The following is a 21,718-nucleotide window of genomic DNA, read 5'->3' as shown; positions in this document are numbered from 1 at the left end:
CTTCACGGACCGCCAGGCAATACTGTTCTCTGCAGTCAGAGCGCGCGGAACTGATGGATTGTGACAATAAGCCGGCCCGCGTTTTAGCTAATCAGCAGCGGGGTCGAAAGCAGGCGGAGTTTCGGGGATGGCATTCAGGGAAGCGGTGTCGGGTTGTTTAGCGGTATGTGCGGTGGCGGCAACGCTGGTGGCAATGTCCACTCGGGCGTCCGCAGAACCGTTTCCCGGCGCGCAGCAATATGCGTCGCTCGAAGCACCGGCATTTGGCACGGTGACGCCTGCCTTCGATCCGTCGCTTCCGGTTGTCGATGCGAGCCTCAACGAGTCGGTCATCGAAATCCCGTCGGGCGATGTGACGCTCGAAACCACGCTGTTCAAGCCCAACGGCGTGGGCCCGTTCCCGATGGTCGTTTTCAACCACGGCAAACTTCCTGGCAACGCACATGACCAGCCGCGCGCGCGTCCGCTTGCGCTGGCGCGTGAATTCGTGCGCCACGGGTATGTGGTCGTCGTGCCGAATCGTCGCGGTTTCGCCCAGTCTGGTGGCGAATACACCGGGAACGGATGCAACGTCGAAGCCAACGGTTTCACGCAGGCGCGGGATGTGGCCGCGACTGTAGCTTACATGGACAAGCAGCCGTTTGTGGACAGCAAGCATGTGGTCGTGGCGGGCGCGTCGCACGGTGGTCTGGTCACGATGGCTTACGGTGCGCGCGATGCACGTTCGGATATTGGCGTGCGTGGTCTGATAAATTTCTCGGGTGGTCTTCGGCAGGATGAATGTCCGAACTGGCAGAAGAATTTGACCAGTGCGTTTGGCGAGTACGGCGAGCATGTGAAGTTGCCGTCGCTGTGGATGTACGGCAGCAATGATTCGGTCTGGCAGGGATCGCTTCCCGACGACATGTTTGCGTCGTACACAGCGCATGGCGCACGGGCGGACATGGTGGATTTTGGGGCGTACAAGAACGATGCGCACCGGCTGGTGGGTGATCGCGATGGCGTGCCGATCTGGTGGCCGCGGGTGAAGGCGTTCCTCGCCGATATTGGCATGCCAACGGACTTGCAGTATCAGGTTACGTATCCACAGGCGCCGTCGCCGACGGGTTATGCGAATGTGGATGCCGTGGCGGCGGTGCCTTTTCTCGATGAACGCGGCCGCGAGGGGTATGAGAATTTCCTGCATCAGTATTCGAGTCGCGCGTTTGCCGTGTCGGATTCGGGAGCATGGTCGTGGGCCGAGGGCGGCGATGATCCCATGGCCGTTGCGCTCGATGGATGTCAGAAGCAGAGCACGGAGCCGTGCAGGCTTTATGCGGTGAATAATGCAGTGGTCTGGAGTGAGCGCAGTGCGGCGCAGACGCAGACTGCATCGAGGTAGGGGGCAGGGTTGGGGGGCCTGCTTTTTAGGGCTTTGCGCGTTCCCTGTTCGTTGTTCCTCTTTAGCATTGTTAGCCACTATCCGTGGCGGGACTTCATTTCTTTTTCCAACGGCGAAAAAGAAACGAAGCAAAGAAAACGCCTTCCAACCGCTAACTCTTAAGTGTCCCGAGCGTGCAGTGACATCTGCTTGGGACTTCAAAAGAACCCTCGACGCCATAACCAACAACACCTGAAACCCTCCCCCTCCGAACCCCTACATCCACACGCTTCGCCACCAGCGTTCTCGGGCAAGCACAGAATCCCACGAAACCAGTACGGCCAAACACCCCGACGGCGAAGCGTGTGGGTATCCGATCGTTGAACAGTTGACCACAATGGACGCACAAGCCATCTTGGATTTCGTCGCGCGGCGCTTGCTTAGTCAGGACACGGAGTCGAGAAGCGACGCAGCGTTAGGACGCGCGTATCGCGCGCGAAAACGGTGCAGCGTGCGCTGTACTGTAGGTTGCTTGATTCCGGCTACGCAGTACCGGATAGCCTTTGAAAGCTATTGAGTAGTAACCTTTACAACCGACCATGACGTTTATTCGCTAGACCCGCTGTTCGTCAATTTTCTAACCCGGAATCTTGATTTGCTGCCTTCGTTGCAAGCAGTACATAACCACGCGCCTATATCTATTGGGGCGGCTGCGCTATCACGTACCGCGCAAGGCTTTTGGTTATGGGATCGCGTCATACTCAAACATGCGCAACGCCTAAACGCGTCCCGGCTCTTGTTCCCGTTACCCCGCTGGTAACAATATGAGGCTCGAAGACGATGTTGAAGAACCAGAAGCCAAGCAGACGTGCCGCGCCGCCCGATGCTGACCCGATGCCACGATCACGCGCCGCCGTGCCCGACGCGGCGCGTCTAACGTTCGAATGCCTACCATCCGATCAATTGCTAACCGTCGCTCAAGTGTCGGCGTTAGCTCCGGTCTTGGTTTGACGTGGCGGCGCGGCGTGAGAAAAGGGATTTTTCCCGCGCTGGCGTGCGTGTCTCGCATAAGTCGGTTTTTCGGCGCGTCGATGATATCCGCGCACTACTCCAAAATCTGAAGTCCTGACCATCAAGCCGCGCGCTCTTTTATGAGATGAACGCGCGGAAAAGTACGTTAGCGTAGCGGCTGTCGAAACAACGAAAATAACGAGAATGACAACGGAACTCATGAGATACGAGGGCCATCGATTCTTGCTTTATAAGAAATGGGACTACGCGCCGAATGGCAGAACCCCAGAACAAACGAAAGCGCTTGAAGCCGGTAAAGCGCTGTTCAAAGCCGCCAATTTCGAGCATTGGGCGAGCCAGCCAGAACTGGTTGCACGCATTCAAAAGTTCCTTGTCGAGTCCATTCCCTCCTACCGGGCCAGTCCCTACGGTGATCGCCCCGGCGACATCATCAAGGCGCTCTGCTGGGAAGTGCGAAACGAAGCAGCTGTAATCGTGCGCGCCAAGCCAGAATACATTGCGCATGATGGCTTCGTTCCAAAGCGCGAGTTCGATTACGCGGCGTATAAACGCGACCAGGACGAACGCGGTCGTGCTTACATGGCGCGTTCGAAAGCGTACTCCGATGACCTGAAGGCGTATAACAAGTCAATCGATGACCGTATTAGGCGCGAAGCGAACGCGCTAAAACCGTACCGGCATATCGAAACAGTCACCGAGGCGGGGGAACGCAATCTGGCCGCGTGGGCGAAGCGCGACGCACTTGCTGCGCTCGCTTCGGCGGCGTCTATGGTCGCATCTTCGTTGCCGTCGCGCGATGACGATGTTTTTGACTTGGGCGAAGTGTCGGAGATTGGCTCGGGCAGCACACCGCTAGGCGACGCCGCGCCGTTCGAGTACGTCAAAAACGCGACCAGCAATGATGTAATGTCGATTGCGGCGCGTGGGGTTAGTGAGGCGCATGAAGCGGAATGCTTCGCAAATTACGAAACAGATATGGACTTGTGTGCTGCGGGCCGCGCTATGTTCCAGAGTCCCGCTTACTATACTGAATGTAAAGCTCGCGCTTTCGCCAACTATCAGCAATGCAGGAGTTATTGATGCAATCAAAACGTCAGACGTGCAGCGTGTCCATCTATAACGAAGAAACAAACGCAATTTCTACGTTTCACGTTCCTCTGGATGCTATTGCCGGGGTGTTGGCAAAACACACAAGTTTTGATGTACCACTCGATGATTTTCACAACCGAATCGATGACGATTTCGCGCGCCGTTTCGGCGGAATGATATTGCTTGCGCTCGCATCCAGATCGCAGTTTTTAAAAGACCATCTTGCTATCACAACAGGAAACAGTACCGAAACTCGATTAAAAGAGTAAGTGTCTCTTTAGCTTCGCATGTTCGCGGGCCTTACTTCGTTTGACAAAGAAATGAAGTCCCGCCACGGACAGTGGCTAACAGTGCTAAAAATGACAGCTAAAACAGAACGCGCGAAGCCCTAAAAAGCAGGACCCCGCCGCCCCCCACAAACCGCGAACTTCCGAGCAAATCCCTCCGCGAAGCCGACCACTACTACGAAGTTAGCACCAAAGACAAAAAACCCCTTCCCGCGCACCGCGCCCCGCACTCTCCCCAAAAACCGCAATTCAAAACCCCCACCAAAAATTTAGAGATAATCGACACATCGAAACACCCCTGGCGAAGCCACCATGCCCGATATGAACCTGCAGCGCCTAACCGTCACCGCCGAAGGCCACGTGGCGCGCGTCACGCTCAATCGGCCCGACGTGCGCAACGCCTTCGACGATGCCACCATCGTTGAACTGACCGCCGCATTCCGCGCCCTCGCCGACGACGCCTCAGTTCGCGTAATCGTCCTCGCCGCAAATGGCCCCGCGTTCTGCGCCGGCGCCGACCTCAACTGGATGAAACGCATGGCGGATTACTCGGACGCGGAAAATCGCGCCGATGCACTCGGCCTGGCAACCATGCTCAACGCCATCCACACATGCAATAAACCGGTAATCGCACGCGTCCAGGGCGACGCCTATGCCGGCGGCATGGGTCTCGTCGCCGTCGCGGATATAGCCATCACCGCGGATTCGGCCCACTTCTGCCTCTCCGAAGCAAAACTCGGCCTGATACCCGCGACCATCGCGCCGTACGTCATCCGGGCAATCGGCGCGCGCGCATCGCACCGGTATTTCGTGACGGCGGAACGTATCGATGCCGCCGAAGCGCTGCGCATCGGCCTCGTGCATCAAGTCGTCACGGCCGAAGACCTGGATGCAACCGTGGACGCAGTCGCCGCGGCTATCGCGGCGAACAGTCCGAACGCCGTGCGCGAGTGCAAGCAACTGGTGGTCGATCTGGCCGACAAACCCATCGACGACACGCTGATCTCGGACACCGCCGACCGTATTGCACGAATTCGCGCCTCGGATGAAGGCCGCGACGGCGTGCGCAGTTTTCTGGAAAAACGCAAGCCGTCGTGGCTTGCGTGAATGCAATCGGGAACGCCGCCCGAGCTGCGAATCGCGCCGTATCGCGCAATGCAGCCGGATAGTTCTCATGGAGTCGTTTTGAATCTGAACAACCAACCAACGCCGGCAACCGATGACTGGGTTGCCCGCTCTCTTCGCGCCGTATGGCATCCGTGTACGCAAATGAAGCACCACGAGCGCACGCCGCTCGTGCCCATCGCGCGCGGCAAGGGTCCGTGGCTGTATGACCACCAAGACAACCGTTATCTCGATGCCATCAGTTCCTGGTGGGTCAACCTCTTCGGACACGCCAATCCTCACATCAATGCCGCGCTGAAGGATCAACTCGACACGCTCGAACACGCCATGCTCGCGGGCTGTACGCATGAACCCGCGGTCCTGCTCGCCGAACGTCTGAGCGCGCTCACGCAGAACACGCTGGGCCACGCCTTCTTCGCATCCGATGGCGCGTCGGCGGTGGAAATCGCGCTGAAAATGAGCTTCCACTTCTGGCGCAACGGCGGCCACGCGGAGAAACGCGAGTTCGTGTGTCTGGCGAACAGCTATCACGGCGAGACCATCGGCGCACTCGGCGTAACCGATGTCGCCTTGTTCAAGGACGCGTACGATCCGCTGATCCGCAATGCGCACGTGGCGACATCGCCGGATGCACGCAATGCGCGCGAAGGCGAGACCGCGCACGATGTCGCTCAGCGTGCGCTCGCCGACATGAAGACGCTCTTCAACGCCAAGGCTTCGCAACTCGCGGCCGTTATCGTGGAGCCGCTGGTTCAGTGCGCGGCGGGCATGGCCATGCATGATCCTGCCTATTTGAAGGGACTTCGTGCACTTTGCGACGAATACGGCGTGCATCTAATCGCCGATGAAATTGCAGTGGGCTGCGGCCGCACCGGAACCTTCTTTGCGTGCGAGCAAGCCGGAATATGGCCGGACTTTGTGTGTTTGTCGAAGGGAATCAGTGGCGGATATTTACCGTTGTCGATCGTGCTCACGCGCGATGAAATCTACGCCGCGTTCTACGACAATGATATGACGCGCGGCTTCCTCCACTCGCACTCCTACACGGGAAATCCGCTTGCCTGCCGCGCGGCCGTAGCGACTCTGGATCTCTTCGATACAGCAAACGTGCTTGAAGAAAATCATCGGAAATCGTCGGCGTTGCGTGCCGCGTTGAGTCCGTTGCAGGATCATGCGCAAGTGAAAAACCTGCGCCAGCAAGGGACGATCTTCGCGTTCGACGCTGTCATCAAAGACCCGGCGCAAGCACGCACGTTCTCACGGCGTTTCTTCGAAAACGCCTTGAAACAGGAGCTTTTATTGCGTCCGATAGGCACGACCGTCTACCTGATGCCGCCATACATTCTCAGCGACGACGAACTCTCGCTGCTCGCCGAACGCACGCGCGCGGTTTTCGATGCAACGCTCGCGGAGGCCGCATGAGTGAGACATCGGCTGCGTTGTTCGACACGCTGAAACAAGGTCTCGCCAATATCGATCGCAATGGATTGCGTCGCCGGCGTCGCATTGCCGATACCGCCTGCGCCGTGCACATGACGGTGGATGGACGCGAGATCATCGGCTTTGCGAGCAACGATTATCTTGGCCTCGCGGCGCATGAAACCTTGCGCGAAGCCCTGGCCGAAGGCGCGCGCAAATACGGCGCGGGCAGCGGCGGATCGCATTTGCTCGGCGGCCATTCGCGCGCGCACGCGAAGCTCGAAGACGACCTCGCGGCGTTCTCCGGCGGCTTCGTGAATCAGGCGCGCGCGCTTTACTTCAGCACCGGCTACATGGCGAATCTCGCCACGCTGACCACGCTCGGCGCCTTGGGCACGTCAGGCGGCCGCGACACGCTGATGTTCTGCGACGCGTTGAACCATGCATCGCTGATCGACGGCGCGCGTTTATCGCGTGCTGACATTCGCATCTATCCTCATGCCGACGCCGGCGCGCTCGACGCCATGCTCGATGCACCGCGCAATGAGAGCGGCGCGAAGATCATCGTCACGGATTCGGTGTTCAGCATGGACGGCGACATTGCGCCGCTCGCGCGCCTGCTCGAAATCGCAGAACGATACGGCGCGTGGCTCGTGGTCGACGACGCACACGGCTTCGGCGTGCTCGGCCCGCACGGACGCGGCGCGCTGGCGGAAGCCGCGCTGCGCTCGCCGCATCTGGTTTATGTCGGCACGCTGGGAAAAGCGGCCGGTGTGTCGGGCGCGTTCGTGATCGCGCATGAGACCGTGATCGAATGGTTCGTGCAGCGCGCGCGACCGTATATCTTCACGACGGCGTCCGTGCCGGCGGTGGCGCATGCGGTATCGGCGAGCTTGAGGATTATCGGCGGAGAAGAAGGCGACGCGCGGCGGGCGCATCTCGCCACGCTGATCGACAGTACGCGCGCAATTTTGAAACGCACACAATGGCTTCCGGTGGACTCGCATACCGCGGTTCAGCCGTTGATCATCGGCAGCAATGAAAAGACGCTGCAACTCGCCGCCGCGCTCGACGAACACCGCATGTGGGTTCCGGCGATCCGGCCGCCTACCGTTCCCGTGGGCACGTCGCGGCTGCGCATTTCGTTGTCGGCGGCGCACAGTCACGAAGACCTCGCGGCGCTCGACCAAGCCTTGCAAACCCTGAGCAATCGATCATGACCGCGCCACTCTCACTCTTTGTCACCGGCACCGATACCGAGATCGGCAAGACGCTCGTTTCAGCCGCGTTGCTGCACGGATTCGCCGCGCTCGGGCTACGCGCCGCCGCGATGAAACCCATAGCCGCGGGCGCGGTCGAACGCGACGGGCAATGGCATAACGAGGACGCCGATCAGCTCGACGCCGCCGCGAACGTCGCGCTGCCGCCATCCATACGCACGCCGTTCATGCTCAAGGACGCCGCCGCGCCGCACATTGCGGCGGCGCGCGAGAACGTATCGCTGGATATTGCGCGGATTGTTGACGCGCACCAGTTCGCCGTCAAGCAGGCGGACGTGGTCGTGGTGGAAGGCGTGGGCGGATTCCGCGTGCCGCTCACCGACGTCCACGATACCGCCGACCTTGCGTTCGCATTGCATCTGCCGGTCGTGCTCGTGGTCGGCATGCGGCTTGGCTGCATCAGCCATGCATTGCTGAGCGCCGAGGCCATTGCGGCGCGCGGGTTGCAACTCGTCGGCTGGGTCGCGAACCAGATCGATCCGGACATGCTGTTTCCCGCAGAGAATATCGAAGCAATCCGGTTGCGGCTCGACAGCCAGTACAACGCGCCGCTGCTCGGCACCATTCCTCGCCTCTCACCGCCCGATGCGCTGACGGCGACGACATATATCGATACATCCCTGCTGCTGGACACATTGCGTTCAGCAGCGCCCGGCCAGTAATTCATCGTTATCCGCACAACGAAAAGGATCATCACATGACGCAATTGCAAACCGCCGATACCCCGTCTCAAGCCGCCGCACCGCAAACGCTGGCGCGCTGGCGCGTGGCCGATATCGTCGCGCTGTACGACCTGCCCTTCAATGACTTGCTGTTTCGCGCGCAGACCGTGCACCGTGAACATTTCGATGCCAACACCGTTCAGCTCTCCACGCTGCTCTCGATCAAGACCGGCGGTTGCCCGGAAGATTGCGCGTATTGTCCGCAGTCGTCGCATCACGACACGGGCTTGAAAGCCGACAAGCTGATGCCCGTCGATGAAGTCCTGAAGGCCGCGGAGATCGCGAAGGCCAACGGCGCGACGCGTTTTTGCATGGGCGCGGCGTGGCGCAATCCGAAGGATCAGCATCTGGAGCCGATTGCCGACATGATTCGCGGCGTGAAGGCGATGGGTCTCGAAACGTGCGTGACGCTCGGCATGCTGGAAGCGCATCAGGCCACGCGTCTGCGCGACGCGGGCCTGGACTACTACAACCATAACCTCGATACATCGCCGGAGTTCTACGGCCAGATCATCTCCACGCGCACGTACCAGGATCGTCTGGACACGCTCGAACACGTTCGCGATGCAGGCATCAACGTGTGTTGCGGCGGCATTGTGGGCATGGGCGAATCGCGGCGCGAGCGCGCGGGATTGATTACGCAACTGGCGAACATGGAGCCGTATCCGGAGTCCGTGCCCATCAACAATCTGGTGCAGGTGGAAGGCACGCCGCTCACGGGCACCCCGCCGCTCGATCCGTTCGAATTCGTACGCACGATCGCGGTTGCGCGCATCACCATGCCGAAGGCGATGGTGCGGTTATCGGCGGGACGGGAGCAGATGGATGAAGCGCTGCAGGCGCTGTGCTTCATGGCCGGCGCGAATTCGATTTTCTACGGCGACCAGTTGCTGACCACGAGCAACCCGCAAGCGGAAGCCGACAGGAAATTGCTGGAGCGCCTGGGAATGCGCGCCGAGGCTTCACAGCAGATGGAAACCGCGGACGCCTGCGACGCGAAGTGCGCGCATGCGCAGGTGCAGTAACACGCGCATCCGCCAGTAAATAAAGAGGCGTTCCAACTTGCGTTGGAACGCCTCTTTTTTCTTCCCCGTTGCGGCTCTTAATTCCTGTCCACGATCACCTGATCGAACGTCCCGCCATCGGAGAAATGGGTTTGCTGGGCTTTCTGCCAGTTACCAAAAACCTGTTCCACCGTAAACGTCTTGATTGGCTTGAACTCGCTTGCGTGCTTCGCCAGCACTTCCGCATTACGCGGACGCAAATGATGTTGCGCGATGATTTCCTGCGCCGCCGGCGTCCACAAATATTCCAGATATGCCTGCGCCTGCTTGCGCGTGCCGCGCTTGTCCACGACCTTGTCGACCACGGCAACCGGCGGCTCAGCCAGCAAGCTCACCGACGGATACACCGCGTCGAAATCCTTGCCGCCCGCGCCCGTATCCATCAGCGCAACCTCGTTTTCGAACGTCACGAGCACGTCGCCAATGCCCCGCTGCGTGAACGTGGTCGTGGCTCCACGCCCGCCCGTATCGAGCACGGGCACGTTCTTGAAGATGGCCTTCTCGAACGCTTGAGTCTGCTCGTCGGTAGCGCCTTGCTGCTTCTTGTAGCCCCACGCCGCGAGATACGCATACCGGCCATTGCCCGATGTCTTCGGATTCGCGATCACCACCTGCACGCCCGGGCGCGCGAGGTCGCTCCAGTCCTTGATGTTCTTTGGGTTGCCACGACGCACGAGAAACACCATGGTCGTGGTGTACGGCACCGCGTTGTTCGGGAAATGCGTGCGCCAGTTGGCCGGCACCAGGCCGCCGCGCTCGACCAGCAGGTCGATATCGTTAGGCTGGTTCATCGTCACCACGTCGGCCTGCAGGCCCTGCATCACCGACAAAGCCTGCGCGCTCGACGCCCCGTGCGACTGGCGCACGGACAGCGTCTCGCCGTTCTTCTGCTTATAGTCGGCAATAAACGCTGTATCGATGTCCTTGTACAACTCGCGCGTCACGTCGTATGAAACGTTCAGCAACGATGTGTCCGCGTATGCGAACGTGGTCAAACCCAGCGCCGCGATTGCAGCCCAATGCTTCAAACCCGCCATGTAGCCCCCGATTGTTCGAATAGTAAAAACCGCCGCCAGCGGCGATTCTATCGAAAACATTCGAAGGGTCGGACCGCAAGGCGTCGGACGCGTTATCCATACGCCGGTTGTTCGAAGCGCTCGAATACATCGCGCTCCACTTCTTTCTTCTCGAAATGCGACGGCGCGGCGCAATGAATCAGCGTATCGACGAAATACTTCGCGCGCGGCCACGGACCGAAACCTGCCGCCGTGTTGATATGGCCGGCATCGCCAAGATTGACCAGCGCGCTGCCAAACTGGCTGGCAAGGCGCAATGCGTCATCGAACGGCATCCACGGATCGGTCTGGCTCGCGATCAACACCGACGGCACGTTCAACCGCCGCGGCTCGAACGCACCCGCAAAGCGAAACTTGTCCGGACTCGCCGGCGCGACGAACAGGACGCCCACTACAGCGTCGCCGGTCAACCCTTCTGCAATCGCATGCGCCGCCGCGAGGCAACCAAAACTATGCGCGGCAAGAATGACGCGGCCGCGGACGCTCGACACGGTATCTGCCACGGCTTGCGCCCATGTATCGAGCTGGGGTGCGTCCCAGTCGCCCTGCACCACGCGGCGCGATTTCGGCAATTGCCGCTCGAGCCACGTTTGCCAATGCGCGCCTTCGCTGCCGTGCAAACCCGGCACGGTGACGAGTCGCGGCGGCCAGGCGGATGTGCTGCATGAACTCATATGAACCTCGCTGCGGCCAAAAGCCCGCATGGTGAGGATCCATTCTGCTGCGAGCCGGCGTTCGCGCGAACCAACTTATCGTCATTTGGTTATCGGCGCGGGCGTACACGGCCGGTTATTGCCGCAGCGCGTTTTCGCCGGCGAGACCGTAAAATGCCCTGAATCGCGTGCAATTCGCGCCTTTTAGCCACCCGCGCCTTTCTCCAGTGAACACGAACCTTCAATGAAGATCCTTTTCTACGAGCACAACGCCGATACCGCGATCTGGCTTCAAGATCTTTCCCGCGCACTTCCGGAAGCCGATATCCGTCTGTGGGAACCCGGCGACGCCGATCCCGCGGATTACGCCGTCGTCTGGCGCGCGCCGCGTGAACTGTTCGCGAACCGGCCGGATTTGAAGGCCGTGTTCAACCTCGGCGCGGGCGTGGATGCAATTCTCGATATCGAGCGCAAGGAACCCGGAACGTTGCCGCCCAATGCCTTGCTCGTGCGTCTGGAAGACAGCGGCATGGCGCAGCAGATGGTGGAATACGCGAACTACACGGTGCTGCGTTATCTGCGCCGAATGGACGAATACGATGCACTCCAGCGCGACCGCCGCTGGGAAAAACTCGAACCGCATGCGCGCGGCGAATTCGCCGTGGGCGTGCTGGGCATGGGCGTGCTGGGCGCGCGCGTGGCGCAAACGCTGACCACGCTTGGCGTGCCGGTTCGCGGTTTCAGCCGCACGAAACGCGAGATTGAGGGCGTGCAGACGTTCGCGGGCGCAGAGCAGTTCGATGCTTTTATCGATGGCGCGAAGATGCTCGTCAATCTGTTGCCGCATACGCCGGACACGGAAGGCATCCTGAACGCGCGCGTGTTCGAGCGACTTGCGCGCGGCGCGTATATCGTGAACCTGGCGCGTGGCGCGCATGTGGTGGATAGCGATTTGCTGCACGCCATGCAATCCGGCCAGATCGCGGCGGCCACGCTCGATGTCTTCCATCAGGAACCTTTGCCCGATAATCATCCGTTCTGGACCACGCCGCGCATCGCGATCACGCCGCATGTCGCCGCTGTTACGTTGCGTGAAGAAAGCATCGAACAGATCGCGGCGAAGATCCGGGCCCTCACGCGCGGTGAACCCATATCCGGCATAGTCGACGCGAATCGCGGCTACTGACGCCAGCCAAAAAGGAGACAGGCATGCTTGCGCCTAAAGTGAAAATCGTCGAAGTCGGGCCGCGTGACGGCCTGCAGAACGAGAAGGAATTTGTTGCAACCGGGATCAAGATCGAACTGATCAACCGGCTGGCGAAAGCGGGATTGCAGAACGTGGAATCGACGTCGTTCGTATCGCCGAAATGGGTGCCGCAAATGGCCGATGCCGCCGCTGTCATGGCCGGCATCGACCGGCGCGCGGGCACCATTTACTCGGCGCTCACGCCGAACATGCGCGGCTTCGAGGCCGCGCTCGAAGCGAAAGCCGATGAGATCGTGATCTTCGGCGCGGCGAGCGAAGCGTTCTCGCAGAAGAACATCAATTGCAGCATCGCGGAAAGCATCGCGCGATTCGAACCGGTGGCGAAGGCGGCGAAAGAAGCCGGATTGCGCCTGCGCGGCAGCATTTCCTGCGCGCTCGGCTGCCCGTATCAAGGCAGGGTGCCGGTGGCCTCCGTGGTCGATGTCGTCGAACGCATGAAAGCACTGGGCTGCGATGAAATCGATATTGCCGACACCATCGGCGTGGGAACGGCCGGGCTCACGCGCGAGGTGATGGCGGCGGTATCGAAGGTATTTCCGCGCGAACGCCTCTCTGGCCATTTCCACGATACCTACGGCCAGGCCGTTGCGAACGTCTACGCGGCGCTGCAGGAAGGCATCGGGATATTCCATGCGTCGGTGGCGGGTCTCGGCGGTTGTCCGTATGCAAAAGGCGCGACCGGCAACGTCGCGACGGAGGACGTGGTCTTCCTGCTGCACGGACTCGGCATTGAAACCGGCGTGGACCTGGATCAACTCGTGGATATAGGCGACTTCATATCGCGGGCAATCGGCAAACCGAGCGCGTCTCGCGTGGGACGCGCGCTGCTCGCGAAGAAGCGCGACGGCGTGACGCCTTGCGTTTGATTGCGCGTGCTTGACGGCGCGTAACCCGTCACCTCGAACATTCTGGAACTGAACCTAATGAACGAAACACTCGACGCCCTGCCCGAATCCGCCCGCCGCGTAGCCCGGTTGCTCAGCGAACGCGGCCATGCCAAACCCATTGTCATGCTGGCGGAAACCGGCAAGACATCGGCGGAAGCGGCAGCCGGACTTGGCTGCTCGGTCGCGCAAATCGCCAAGTCGATCCTGTTTCGACGCAAGGAAGACGACGCGCCCGTGCTCGTGATTGCGAGCGGCGCAAATCGCGTCGATGAAAAGAAGGTCGCGGCGCGCGTGGGCGCTCTCGGCCGCGCCGATGCAAAGTTCGTCCGCGAAAAGACGGGTTATGCAATCGGCGGCGTTTGTCCGATTGGCCATGTCACGCCGCCGGTGACGTTGATCGATGAAGACCTGCTCGCGCTCGAAAGCCTCTGGGCCGCCGCCGGTCATCCGCACGCGGTGTTTAACCTGACGCCGCAGGAACTTGTCGCGCTGACGGGCGCGCCGGTCGTGGACGTCGCGTTGCGCGAGACGGCATGATGAGCCAGGCCGTGGCGTCGCCATGCACGGACGTGTGCAGGATGAATCCGCGCACCGAACTGTGCGACGGCTGTTTTCGCACGATCGATGAAATCGCCGGATGGTCGTCCTTCGATGACACGCAAAAACGCGCCGTGTTGAATCTGGCGTCCCGGCGTCCGCGGGTTGTGCGCATGGGCGAGCGCCTGGAAGCCACGCTGGATTTGCCGCCGGATTCCATCAAGTCGTTCGCCACGTTAGTGAACGACCAAAACCCGCTGCATCACGACGACGCCTACGCCAAGGCCAGCCGCTTCGGTTCGCTGATTGCATCGGGCACGCAGCCCACCGCGCATTTGATGGCGATGCTCGCAACGCATTTTTCGGCTTACGCGCAACCGCTCGGCCTCGAATTCGGCATCAAGCTCGTGCGGGCGGTGAGGGCGAACGACGTGCTGACAATGCGCTGGCGAGTGATCGACGCCCAATGGAAAACCAGTCTCAACGGTGACCTCGTGAAGCTCGAAGGCGAGGCGCAGAACCAGCTTGGCGAGACGGTGGTGAAGGCGACGGCGACTATCGTGGTGATGCCCACAACAGCGCAGCTGGAGAAGCGCGAATGATCCCGTTTCCGGCTTCAATGCGCGTGTTCGAGCGCGGCTGGTTATCGTCGAACAATGTGCTTTTCATCGATGAAAACCGCACTGCCCTGATCGATTCCGGCTATTCGTCGCACGCGGCGCAGACGCTCGCGCTCGTGCGCAACGCGCTTGGCTCCGGACGCGCGCTCGATCTGATAGTGAACACGCATTTGCACTCGGACCATTGCGGCGGCAACGCGATGCTGCAAGCGGCCTTTGCGTGCGAAACGCTGATTCCGCACACCGAAGCGCAAGCCGTGCGCGACTGGGACGAAGAGAAACTCACGTTTCGCGCAACCGGACAAACCTGCGAGCGCTTCAGTTTCACCGGCACGATTGCTCCGGGCGCGACGCTCAAACTTGGCGGCATGGACTGGTCCGTGCTCGGCGCGCCCGGCCACGATCCGCATTCGCTGATGCTTTATTCGGCGGAGGAGCGCTTGCTGATTAGCGCCGATGCCCTCTGGGAGAACGGCTTCGGCGTGATCTTTCCAGAACTGGAAGGCGAAAGCGGCTTTGCGGAACAACGCGCGGTGCTCGACCTGATCGCGACGCTCGACGCGCGCGCGGTCATCCCGGGCCACGGCGCGCCGTTCACTGATATTGCGAAGGCGCTGGATATGGCGTCATCGCGCATCGATTACTTGCGTGCAGATCCTGAGCGCAACGCGAAGAACGCGCTGAAGGTGTTGATCGTATTCAAGCTGATGGAGTTGCGTTCCATGCAGATCGGCGCGCTCTTGCTGATGGCCGATCAGGCGCGCGCCATGCGCGCTGCCGCAAACATGCTCTCCGGCGACCGCACGCAACTGATACGCAAATATCTCGGCGAATTGCAGGCAAGCGGCGTGGTGAAAGTGGAAGGCGAGACGGTGACGGTCGTCTGAAACGCGTCGCTTGAACCGACGCCAACATCAAAAGAAAGCCGCTTGTCCGCAATCGATTGAGTATCGAGAAGCAGGTCCAAGCGGCGGAATTTCGTCGACGTGATCAGCGCCTGATGCATCCTAACGCGCCACTTTTTGCGATGCATCGGTGCTTTCCCTACAGACCGATAACGCCCACATGAACGCGGGATGACACGTCATGCGCGCTCGGTTGCCTCGAAAAACGCGAGTATCTCCGTGAGCAACTCTTCGGGGACTTCTTCGGGAATGTAGTGCCCGGAAGGCAGCGCGCGACCGCTGACATCGCGCGCCACGCGCCGCCACTCGGCGAGCGGCTCGAAACATTGTTCGATCACGCCTTCCTGCCCCCACAGCACACGCAGCGGACACGCGATCTTGTTGCCGCACTCCAGATCCGCGCGATCATGCTCCAGATCGATACTCGCCGACGCCCGGTAGTCCTCGCACATGGCGTGCACGGCTCCGGGCTGGCGCAGTGCATCGCGATACGCCTGCAGCGCGTGCGGCGCGAATGGCGCGAGGCCCGCGTGACGGCTGCCCATCACACGCTCCACATAAGCGTCGGGATGAGCGCCGATCAGCAACTCGGGCAGCGGCTCCGGTTGGATCAGGAAGAACCAGTGGAAATAGGCGGTTGCGAAAGCACGATCCGTTGCTTCGTACATGGCGAGCGTCGGCGCAATGTCGAGCAGCATCAGGCGGTCGACGGCCTGCGGATAATCCAGCGCCATCCTGTGAGCCACGCGCGCGCCGCGATCGTGCGCGCAGACCATGAAGCGCTCGAAGCCGAAGTGCCGCATAACGGCAATCTGATCGGCGGCCATGACGCGTTTCGAGTACGGCGTGTGGTGTTCGTCGCTCGGCGGCTTGCCAGACGCGCCATAACCGCGCAGATCCGTGGCGATCACCGTGAAATGCTGCGCCAGATCATGCGCGAGCCTATGCCAGATCTCATGCGTCTGCGGATGGCCGTGCAGCAGCAATAGCGGCGGTCCGTCGCCGCCCTTGACGCCGGCAATGTCGACGCCGGCGGCATCGAAGGTAAACGGTTGGTAGTCTTCGAACGACATGGCGTCAATATCCGATGATCCGATGAACGGGAAAACGATTGTAGGCGCCCTCGACAATACTAGACTGCGCTAAAGCCCATACCGGCGTAGAACCTGAAGACTTCTTCAATTCGACGCGATCATGTGCCTTGAAGCTTCGCCTATAATCGAACGATCGTTCGCATGAAATTCATATCATTCAGGAGACTTGTGCCATGGCCCTTCCCGCCGCTTTGCAACACCTCGCCCTGCCCGTCATTGCGTCGCCCATGTTTATTGTCAGCTATCCGGAACTCGTGCTCGCGCAGTGCAAGGCGGGTATTGTCGGGTCGTTTCCGGCGTTGAACGCCCGGCCGGCCGAGTTGCTCGATGAATGGCTCACGCAGATCAACGAGGGTATCGAGGCGCACAAGGCGGCACATCCGGGCGCGCCGGTCGGCCCGATTGCGGTGAACCAGATCGTGCATCACTCGAACGCGCGGCTTGAGGCGGATGTGCGCGTGTGCGTGCAGCATCGCGTGCCGATTTTCATCACCAGTTTGCGCGCGCCGGTGAAGGAGATGATCGACGCGGTGCATAGCTACGGCGGCATTGTGCTGCACGACGTGATCAATCTGCGCCACGCGGAAAAGGCGCTGGAAGCGGGTGTCGATGGCCTGATCCTGGTCGCTGCAGGCGCCGGCGGCCACGCGGGAATGACGTCGCCATTTGCGCTCGTGGGTGAAGTGCGGCGTATTTTCGATGGACCCATAGCGCTGTCCGGGGCAATCGCCAATGGCGGATCGATCCTGGCCGCGCAGGCGATGGGCGCCGATTTTGCGTATATCGGCACGCGTTTTATTGCCACGCGCGAGGCGCATGCGCTGGAAGAGTACAAGACGGCGATTGTTGGATCGAAGGCGGCGGACATCATTTACACGAACCTGTTCACAGGCGTGCACGGCAACTACATTCGCCAGAGCATCTTGAACGCGGGGCTCGATCCGGATGCGCTGCCGGCATCGGATAAAAACGCCATGAATTTCGGCGATGCCGCGATCAAGGCCAAGGCATGGAAGGAAATCTGGGGCGCGGGACAAGGCGTCGGACTGATGGACGATGTGCCGAGCGTGGCGGAACTCGTCGCGCGTCTCAAGCAGGAATACGAGGGCGCGAAAGAGCGGCTGGGGATTGCGGGCTGATTGACTGCTACGTGTTGATTTAGAAAATCCCCGCCCGGCGTTGAACTGCACGCCGGGCGGGGATTTTTGTTCCTGCGGCTTGCTCGCGTCAGAACTTCGCGCGAACCCCTACGCCGTACGTGTTGCCGCTCGACATGCTCGTGTATTTGTCGTTGAGATAGGCCGCGTAGACATCCGTGCGCTTCGACAGCGGATAGTCATAGCCGATCGCCCAGCTTTTATGCGTCTGATCGAGTCCGCCGTTGCTGCGCGAATAGGCGTATGACGCCATGATCGAACCCACGCCGACCGGAACCGTCACGCCGCCTTGTCCGGTGTTGACGTGAAACGTACCCGGATCGATATCGTTCTTCGTGTACATGTACTGCGCGAAGAACTTGACGTACTTCATGTCGTAGGACGCACCGAGTTGCGCCACGCTCTGGCTCTTGTAGCCCGGCACGAAGGTCGACAGGTCGGTCGGCGCGGAGCTGAAGTTCACATACTGATAGACGCCGGTCGCAGCGAACGGACCGTGGAAGTAGAGGAACTGCGCACTGTATTTCTTCGCGCCGTTCTCTCCGGCTTGATTGCCAAGCCCATACATCACGCTACCCGACAGGCCGCTGAAATCCGGCGTGGTATACTGGACCGAGTTGTTCCAGCCTGAATCGCCGACTACGCCCTGATCGGTCGTGTACGTCGGGAACGTGCTCTGGCCGAGAAACACGTGGTACACCATTGGCGAGAACGTGTAGGAATCGATGAACGGATTGAACAGAATCGTCGATACGAACAGTTGTGTCGTCAGCCGGCCTGCGGTGACGGTACCGTATGGCGACTGAATACCGACATACGAATTGCGTGCGAAGAAGGTGTCGCCCTGGAAGCGGCCGTACTGACCGTTTTGCGCCCGGAAGAAGCTTTCCAACGTGAAGATGGCCTTGTATCCGTTACCCAGGTCTTCGCTGCCTTTCATGCCCCAGTACGACGTCGACATACCGCCGCCGCCCACGTTCCAGGCCCGGTCGCCGCCTGGAAACTTCGTTGCGCCCACCCATTCGTCAACCTGCCCATATAACTGGACGCTCGACTGCGCGTGGACGGAACTGGCGGCAAGCAAGCCGAACATGCCAGCGGTAACGGTCGCCTTGGCCGCGGCTTTCAGCACACGGTTCACGGTTGGCTTCATGGACTCTCCTGTTGTATCGACGTTAAAACCGGGCGACGAGCAATGGTTGCCTCGCTTTGGACTGTTTTTTAAATGTCCGTTATGGACAGCCCGATTCACGGTATGACTCAAATCGAATGACTCGATGTCTGACTCGTGATGCGGCATAAGGGCATTACTGTTGGCTCCCGCTAAACTGCTCTTGCCCAAGGGGTGCGCCGATAGAGCTCTCTCAGGGCGGGACCATCTTTACGGATCATTTTTCCGGACAAAAATAACTTTGCTTATGCCGCGTATAGCGATTCGAATACATTGCGCGTGATGGACTTACATGACGCGCATTCCTGCCCGTCTCCAGCTTCTGAACGCGGTACTCGAACGCATGCGGTAATAGCCCCGCGCGGCATACGGCACGGTGCGCAAGCGCCATTCGACCTAAAGCAGACATTTAAATAAGAGTAGAAAAATCAGATAAGCACATTGTTAGTGCAGACAATTTTGGGAGGAAGGGTGCTGTGACCCGCAGATAAAAACTGTGGCGTCATTACGTCATTGCCTGGCTGCAAGTAGACGGAGGAATTGTTTTTTGTTTCGGACCGGAAAGGGAGCGAAGTTAATCGCTGCATTCATGAATTGAGATTCACAAACGAATAGACATGCTCATCGATTAATGTGCTTATGCACTATCACGGACGTTTTTATTGCGTCTCGCTGGCTCACTCAATGAACAGCTTTAACGATTAATTCCGGTAAGTGGAATTTGCTGGCGAACGCGAATCGTCGGATTGGTGGCCGGATGCACGCGGGGTGCTCCGCTCTTCGTTGTAACGCGCGATGTCCGCCCGGATCGAGCCACCACCACGCAACTGTGCGCCTTGCTCGGCACGAGGACCGCCGCGAACCTCGGCACTGATGGGTGTGAGTCCCGATCCAGCCGCTACCCGCTGATAGCCGAAAGGCTGAACACCGTTATCGGCATCTTCGACGCGCATTGCGCGCTGATTCACCGCTTGCCATGGGCCGGGAGTTTCCACGCCGTGACTGAAGACGCCGCGCGTAACCGCCGCGTCGTTCGAGCCCACGCCGCCGGCAGATGCCACCGGCGCATACATGGTCGACGCCGCAACCAGGCCGGCTGCGGCGACAAGCATCAAGCAACGGGCGTGGCGATTTCGGATGAGCGACATGTTGATACTGCAAAACGTCCGACTCGGTTCGAGCGTGCTTTTGGAGGTGGCGCCTCTTTGCATCGCTGACCGGCTGTTGTCGGATGTTCAGGACATTGCAGTCTTCCAACCACGCCCTGCCAACCGGTCTATCGCTCAATTTATTGTGCTCGAAGACCGGCGTCGAGCCAAAAAGTGTTAGGTCTTCCTGATGGTTGTAACACCATGTTACTTCACACTTTTTTGCCGATTTGAGGTCGGTGCGAGCCCCAGTTTGTATGAACAAACTCTTTCCAATTTGCTGTAGAACCGCGGGTATCTTCTGGCTCCATCAGATGCCACGAAACGTCGAAATTCATGCATAAATGGCATTAATAAATCACTTAAATGAATTTGCTTATTGAATCGCTATCCGGCGAAAATAGCTGTCTCGACGCGTTTTCGAGCGGCTCCGGTCGCCTGCATGCGGCGGCAGCCTTCTTCCCGTAGCCGTTATGCAACTTCACGCACTGCAAACTTCCAAGAATTTCCGATGACCCGCCCTAAGTTCCTTCCCGATAATTTCACCCTTGCACTCGTTGGCACAGTGATCCTCGCCAGCCTGCTGCCATGCCGTGGCGCCGCTGCGGTCGGCTTCAACTGGTTGACGAACATCGCGGTCGGACTGTTGTTTTTCCTGCACGGGGCAAAGCTGTCGCGCGAAGCCATTGTTTCGGGCATGACGCACTGGCGCTTGCATATCGTGGTGCTACTGAGCACGTTTGCACTGTTTCCCATACTCGGGCTCGCGCTGAAACCTGTTCTCACGCCGCTCGTCACGCCCGCGCTCTATATGGGCATCCTGTTCCTTTGCACGCTGCCTTCCACCGTTCAGTCGTCCATTGCATTCACTTCTATCGGCAAAGGCAACGTACCCGCGGCGGTGTGCGCGGCGTCCGCGTCCAGCCTGCTTGGCATCTTCATCACGCCGGCCCTCGTGGGGTTTGTGGTAACTGACAACGCCGGCCGCGCGGGTTCGGCGTGGCATACGGTCGGCAATATCGTGCTGCAATTGCTGGTGCCGTTCATAGCGGGTCAGTTGCTGCGCCCGGTAATAGCCAAGTGGCTCGACAAAAATCGCAGTGTCCTGCGTTTCGTCGACCAGGGCTCGATCCTGCTTGTTGTGTATGTTGCGTTCAGCGAAGCCGTCAACGAAGGCATCTGGCACACGATTTCCCTCAAGACCCTTGGCGGGCTGGTTGTGGCAAACGTCGTGCTGCTGGCCCTGGCGCTCTTGGTAACAGCTTTTGCCAGCAGGCGGCTCGGGTTCAGCCGCGCCGACCAGATCACCATCATCTTTTGCGGATCGAAGAAAAGCCTGGCGTCGGGCATTCCCATGGCAAAAGTCATCTTCGCTTCGCACACGGTGGGCGCGGTGGTGCTGCCCTTGATGCTGTTCCATCAAATCCAGTTGATGACGTGTGCGGTCCTCGCTCAGCGCTGGGGAGCACGCGATACCTCCGACGAGCACGCGGACCAGCCTCAGGCAACCGGCGCGCAGGTTCGCCAATAAAAGCAGGACCCGCGCGTCAGCCGGGAACAATGCGACGACCCGTTGCATGACGTCTCCCTGAAAAGCTTAAGCATCAAGCCGCCACGTGCGGCTTTTTTGCTATTTAGGACGTGTTTAGACGTCCTGTCGACTCGGCCGGACGGCCATGAACTGAAGAAGTCTCAAATAAACGAGCGTTTCGCTCCTGCTCAAGTCATATGCCGTTTGGCGGACTGGTGGCCGGGCATGTGGCTTGCCACACTTGCTGACAACACACGTTACAGCCAGGGATTGGCCCGAAGCGATTCCCATCTT

Annotated in this window: 20 protein-coding genes; 15 read left to right on the top strand and 5 right to left on the bottom strand. The window is 60.0% G+C overall.

From position 1 onward, the window contains the following. The first annotated feature begins 127 nt into the window (after nt 1-127). From ACRWA7_RS17120 to bioB, 8 genes are all read left to right on the top strand, one after another. Complete coding sequence (locus ACRWA7_RS17120) at nt 128-1,381, top strand: dienelactone hydrolase family protein (protein ID WP_438395109.1); 1,254 nt, start codon at nt 128-130, stop codon at nt 1,379-1,381. A gap of 1,194 nt (nt 1,382-2,575) precedes the next feature. Next, complete coding sequence (locus tag ACRWA7_RS17115) at nt 2,576-3,472, top strand: hypothetical protein (protein WP_438395107.1); 897 nt, start codon at nt 2,576-2,578, stop codon at nt 3,470-3,472. After that, nucleotides 3,472-3,750: a hypothetical protein gene (locus ACRWA7_RS17110; protein ID WP_438395105.1), complete on the top strand. Its 279-nt coding sequence runs from the start codon at nt 3,472-3,474 to the stop codon at nt 3,748-3,750. Before ACRWA7_RS17115 ends, ACRWA7_RS17110 begins: the two co-directional genes overlap by 1 nt. A 339-nt stretch (nt 3,751-4,089) precedes the next feature. Further along, entirely contained in the window at nt 4,090-4,875 is a 786-nt protein-coding gene (locus tag ACRWA7_RS17105; protein WP_438396871.1) for an enoyl-CoA hydratase/isomerase family protein, read from the top strand. A gap of 48 nt (nt 4,876-4,923) precedes the next feature. Next, nucleotides 4,924-6,315 (top strand): adenosylmethionine--8-amino-7-oxononanoate transaminase, encoded by a 1,392-nt coding sequence (gene bioA / locus ACRWA7_RS17100; protein WP_438396870.1) that lies wholly within the window; start codon nt 4,924-4,926, stop codon nt 6,313-6,315. After that, nucleotides 6,312-7,532, top strand: coding sequence for an 8-amino-7-oxononanoate synthase (gene bioF / locus ACRWA7_RS17095; protein WP_438395103.1), 1,221 nt, complete (start codon nt 6,312-6,314; stop codon nt 7,530-7,532). Before bioA ends, bioF begins: the two co-directional genes overlap by 4 nt. After that, nucleotides 7,529-8,254 carry a dethiobiotin synthase gene (gene bioD, locus ACRWA7_RS17090; RefSeq protein WP_438395101.1) on the top strand — a complete coding sequence of 242 codons (726 nt, stop codon included), beginning with the start codon at nt 7,529-7,531 and terminating at the stop codon, nt 8,252-8,254. Before bioF ends, bioD begins: the two co-directional genes overlap by 4 nt. Nucleotides 8,255-8,289: 35 nt before the next feature. Further along, on the top strand, nt 8,290-9,339 hold the full coding sequence (gene bioB / locus ACRWA7_RS17085; protein ID WP_438395099.1) for a biotin synthase BioB: 1,050 nt from the start codon (nt 8,290-8,292) through the stop codon (nt 9,337-9,339). Nucleotides 9,340-9,416: 77 nt separating this feature from the next. On the opposite strand, the gene ACRWA7_RS17080 is transcribed toward bioB, so the two are convergent. Beyond that, nucleotides 9,417-10,415, bottom strand: coding sequence for a sulfate ABC transporter substrate-binding protein (locus tag ACRWA7_RS17080; RefSeq protein ID WP_060817760.1), 999 nt, complete (start codon nt 10,413-10,415; stop codon nt 9,417-9,419). 92 nt (nt 10,416-10,507) lie between these two features. Continuing rightward, a complete protein-coding gene (locus ACRWA7_RS17075; RefSeq protein ID WP_438395097.1) occupies nt 10,508-11,128 on the bottom strand; it encodes an RBBP9/YdeN family alpha/beta hydrolase in 621 nt (206 codons plus the stop codon). Between the two features lie 223 nt (nt 11,129-11,351). On the opposite strand from ACRWA7_RS17075, the gene ACRWA7_RS17070 reads away from it, so the two are divergent. The 5 genes from ACRWA7_RS17070 to ACRWA7_RS17050 are packed head-to-tail and all read left to right on the top strand — an operon-like array spanning nt 11,352 to nt 15,305. Continuing rightward, the gene (locus tag ACRWA7_RS17070) at nt 11,352-12,293 is read left to right on the top strand and encodes a 2-hydroxyacid dehydrogenase (RefSeq protein WP_438395096.1); all 942 of its coding nucleotides are present in this window, start codon (nt 11,352-11,354) and stop codon (nt 12,291-12,293) included. A 23-nt stretch (nt 12,294-12,316) separates the two neighbouring features. Then, the gene (locus ACRWA7_RS17065; RefSeq protein ID WP_438395094.1) at nt 12,317-13,240 is read left to right on the top strand and encodes a hydroxymethylglutaryl-CoA lyase; all 924 of its coding nucleotides are present in this window, start codon (nt 12,317-12,319) and stop codon (nt 13,238-13,240) included. Nucleotides 13,241-13,297: 57 nt separating this feature from the next. Next, nucleotides 13,298-13,798, top strand: coding sequence for a YbaK/EbsC family protein (locus ACRWA7_RS17060; protein ID WP_438395093.1), 501 nt, complete (start codon nt 13,298-13,300; stop codon nt 13,796-13,798). Next, a complete protein-coding gene (locus ACRWA7_RS17055; protein WP_438396869.1) occupies nt 13,798-14,400 on the top strand; it encodes a DUF1289 domain-containing protein in 603 nt (200 codons plus the stop codon). The genes ACRWA7_RS17060 and ACRWA7_RS17055 overlap by 1 nt, the downstream gene beginning before the upstream one ends. Next, nucleotides 14,397-15,305, top strand: coding sequence for an MBL fold metallo-hydrolase (locus ACRWA7_RS17050; protein ID WP_438395091.1), 909 nt, complete (start codon nt 14,397-14,399; stop codon nt 15,303-15,305). The genes ACRWA7_RS17055 and ACRWA7_RS17050 overlap by 4 nt, the downstream gene beginning before the upstream one ends. Before the next feature lie 197 nt (nt 15,306-15,502). Here ACRWA7_RS17050 and ACRWA7_RS17045 read toward each other — a convergent pair whose 3' ends face one another. Continuing rightward, nucleotides 15,503-16,396 (bottom strand): alpha/beta fold hydrolase, encoded by an 894-nt coding sequence (locus ACRWA7_RS17045; protein ID WP_438395089.1) that lies wholly within the window; start codon nt 16,394-16,396, stop codon nt 15,503-15,505. Between the two features lie 194 nt (nt 16,397-16,590). Here ACRWA7_RS17045 and ACRWA7_RS17040 point away from each other — a divergent pair, with 194 nt between their 5' ends. Next, complete coding sequence (locus ACRWA7_RS17040; protein ID WP_438395087.1) at nt 16,591-17,556, top strand: NAD(P)H-dependent flavin oxidoreductase; 966 nt, start codon at nt 16,591-16,593, stop codon at nt 17,554-17,556. A gap of 88 nt (nt 17,557-17,644) precedes the next feature. Here ACRWA7_RS17040 and ACRWA7_RS17035 read toward each other — a convergent pair whose 3' ends face one another. Together ACRWA7_RS17035 and ACRWA7_RS17030 are read right to left on the bottom strand one after the other, a co-directional pair. Then, nucleotides 17,645-18,667, bottom strand: a complete 1,023-nt coding sequence (locus ACRWA7_RS17035) for a porin (protein ID WP_244163945.1) — start codon at nt 18,665-18,667, stop codon at nt 17,645-17,647. Nucleotides 18,668-19,446: 779 nt separating this feature from the next. Further along, complete coding sequence (locus tag ACRWA7_RS17030; protein ID WP_438395086.1) at nt 19,447-19,893, bottom strand: hypothetical protein; 447 nt, start codon at nt 19,891-19,893, stop codon at nt 19,447-19,449. A gap of 511 nt (nt 19,894-20,404) precedes the next feature. On the opposite strand from ACRWA7_RS17030, the gene ACRWA7_RS17025 reads away from it, so the two are divergent. Then, nucleotides 20,405-21,424, top strand: a complete 1,020-nt coding sequence (locus ACRWA7_RS17025) for a bile acid:sodium symporter family protein (RefSeq protein ID WP_438395084.1) — start codon at nt 20,405-20,407, stop codon at nt 21,422-21,424. The last annotated feature ends 294 nt before the right edge of the window (nt 21,425-21,718 follow it).

Origin of the sequence: Caballeronia sp. DA-9 (assembly GCF_051615025.1) — a bacterium.
GTDB classification, from domain to species: Bacteria; Pseudomonadota; Gammaproteobacteria; order Burkholderiales; family Burkholderiaceae; genus Caballeronia; species Caballeronia sordidicola.
Note: the sequence above shows the minus strand (reverse complement) of the source record. Positions and strands in the feature narration are given on the sequence as shown.

Coding starts and splice junctions, on each gene's coding strand:
- ACRWA7_RS17120 (WP_438395109.1), top strand. CDS start 128: ATGGCATTCAGGGAAGCGGTGTCGGGTTGTTTAGCGGTATGTGCGGTG.
- ACRWA7_RS17115 (WP_438395107.1), top strand. CDS start 2,576: ATGACAACGGAACTCATGAGATACGAGGGCCATCGATTCTTGCTTTAT.
- ACRWA7_RS17110 (WP_438395105.1), top strand. CDS start 3,472: ATGCAATCAAAACGTCAGACGTGCAGCGTGTCCATCTATAACGAAGAA.
- ACRWA7_RS17105 (WP_438396871.1), top strand. CDS start 4,090: ATGAACCTGCAGCGCCTAACCGTCACCGCCGAAGGCCACGTGGCGCGC.
- bioA (WP_438396870.1), top strand. CDS start 4,924: ATGCAGCCGGATAGTTCTCATGGAGTCGTTTTGAATCTGAACAACCAA.
- bioF (WP_438395103.1), top strand. CDS start 6,312: ATGAGTGAGACATCGGCTGCGTTGTTCGACACGCTGAAACAAGGTCTC.
- bioD (WP_438395101.1), top strand. CDS start 7,529: ATGACCGCGCCACTCTCACTCTTTGTCACCGGCACCGATACCGAGATC.
- bioB (WP_438395099.1), top strand. CDS start 8,290: ATGACGCAATTGCAAACCGCCGATACCCCGTCTCAAGCCGCCGCACCG.
- ACRWA7_RS17080 (WP_060817760.1), bottom strand. CDS start 10,415: ATGGCGGGTTTGAAGCATTGGGCTGCAATCGCGGCGCTGGGTTTGACC.
- ACRWA7_RS17075 (WP_438395097.1), bottom strand. CDS start 11,128: ATGAGTTCATGCAGCACATCCGCCTGGCCGCCGCGACTCGTCACCGTG.
- ACRWA7_RS17070 (WP_438395096.1), top strand. CDS start 11,352: ATGAAGATCCTTTTCTACGAGCACAACGCCGATACCGCGATCTGGCTT.
- ACRWA7_RS17065 (WP_438395094.1), top strand. CDS start 12,317: ATGCTTGCGCCTAAAGTGAAAATCGTCGAAGTCGGGCCGCGTGACGGC.
- ACRWA7_RS17060 (WP_438395093.1), top strand. CDS start 13,298: ATGAACGAAACACTCGACGCCCTGCCCGAATCCGCCCGCCGCGTAGCC.
- ACRWA7_RS17055 (WP_438396869.1), top strand. CDS start 13,798: ATGAGCCAGGCCGTGGCGTCGCCATGCACGGACGTGTGCAGGATGAAT.
- ACRWA7_RS17050 (WP_438395091.1), top strand. CDS start 14,397: ATGATCCCGTTTCCGGCTTCAATGCGCGTGTTCGAGCGCGGCTGGTTA.
- ACRWA7_RS17045 (WP_438395089.1), bottom strand. CDS start 16,396: ATGTCGTTCGAAGACTACCAACCGTTTACCTTCGATGCCGCCGGCGTC.
- ACRWA7_RS17040 (WP_438395087.1), top strand. CDS start 16,591: ATGGCCCTTCCCGCCGCTTTGCAACACCTCGCCCTGCCCGTCATTGCG.
- ACRWA7_RS17035 (WP_244163945.1), bottom strand. CDS start 18,667: ATGTTCGGCTTGCTTGCCGCCAGTTCCGTCCACGCGCAGTCGAGCGTC.
- ACRWA7_RS17030 (WP_438395086.1), bottom strand. CDS start 19,893: ATGTCGCTCATCCGAAATCGCCACGCCCGTTGCTTGATGCTTGTCGCC.
- ACRWA7_RS17025 (WP_438395084.1), top strand. CDS start 20,405: ATGACCCGCCCTAAGTTCCTTCCCGATAATTTCACCCTTGCACTCGTT.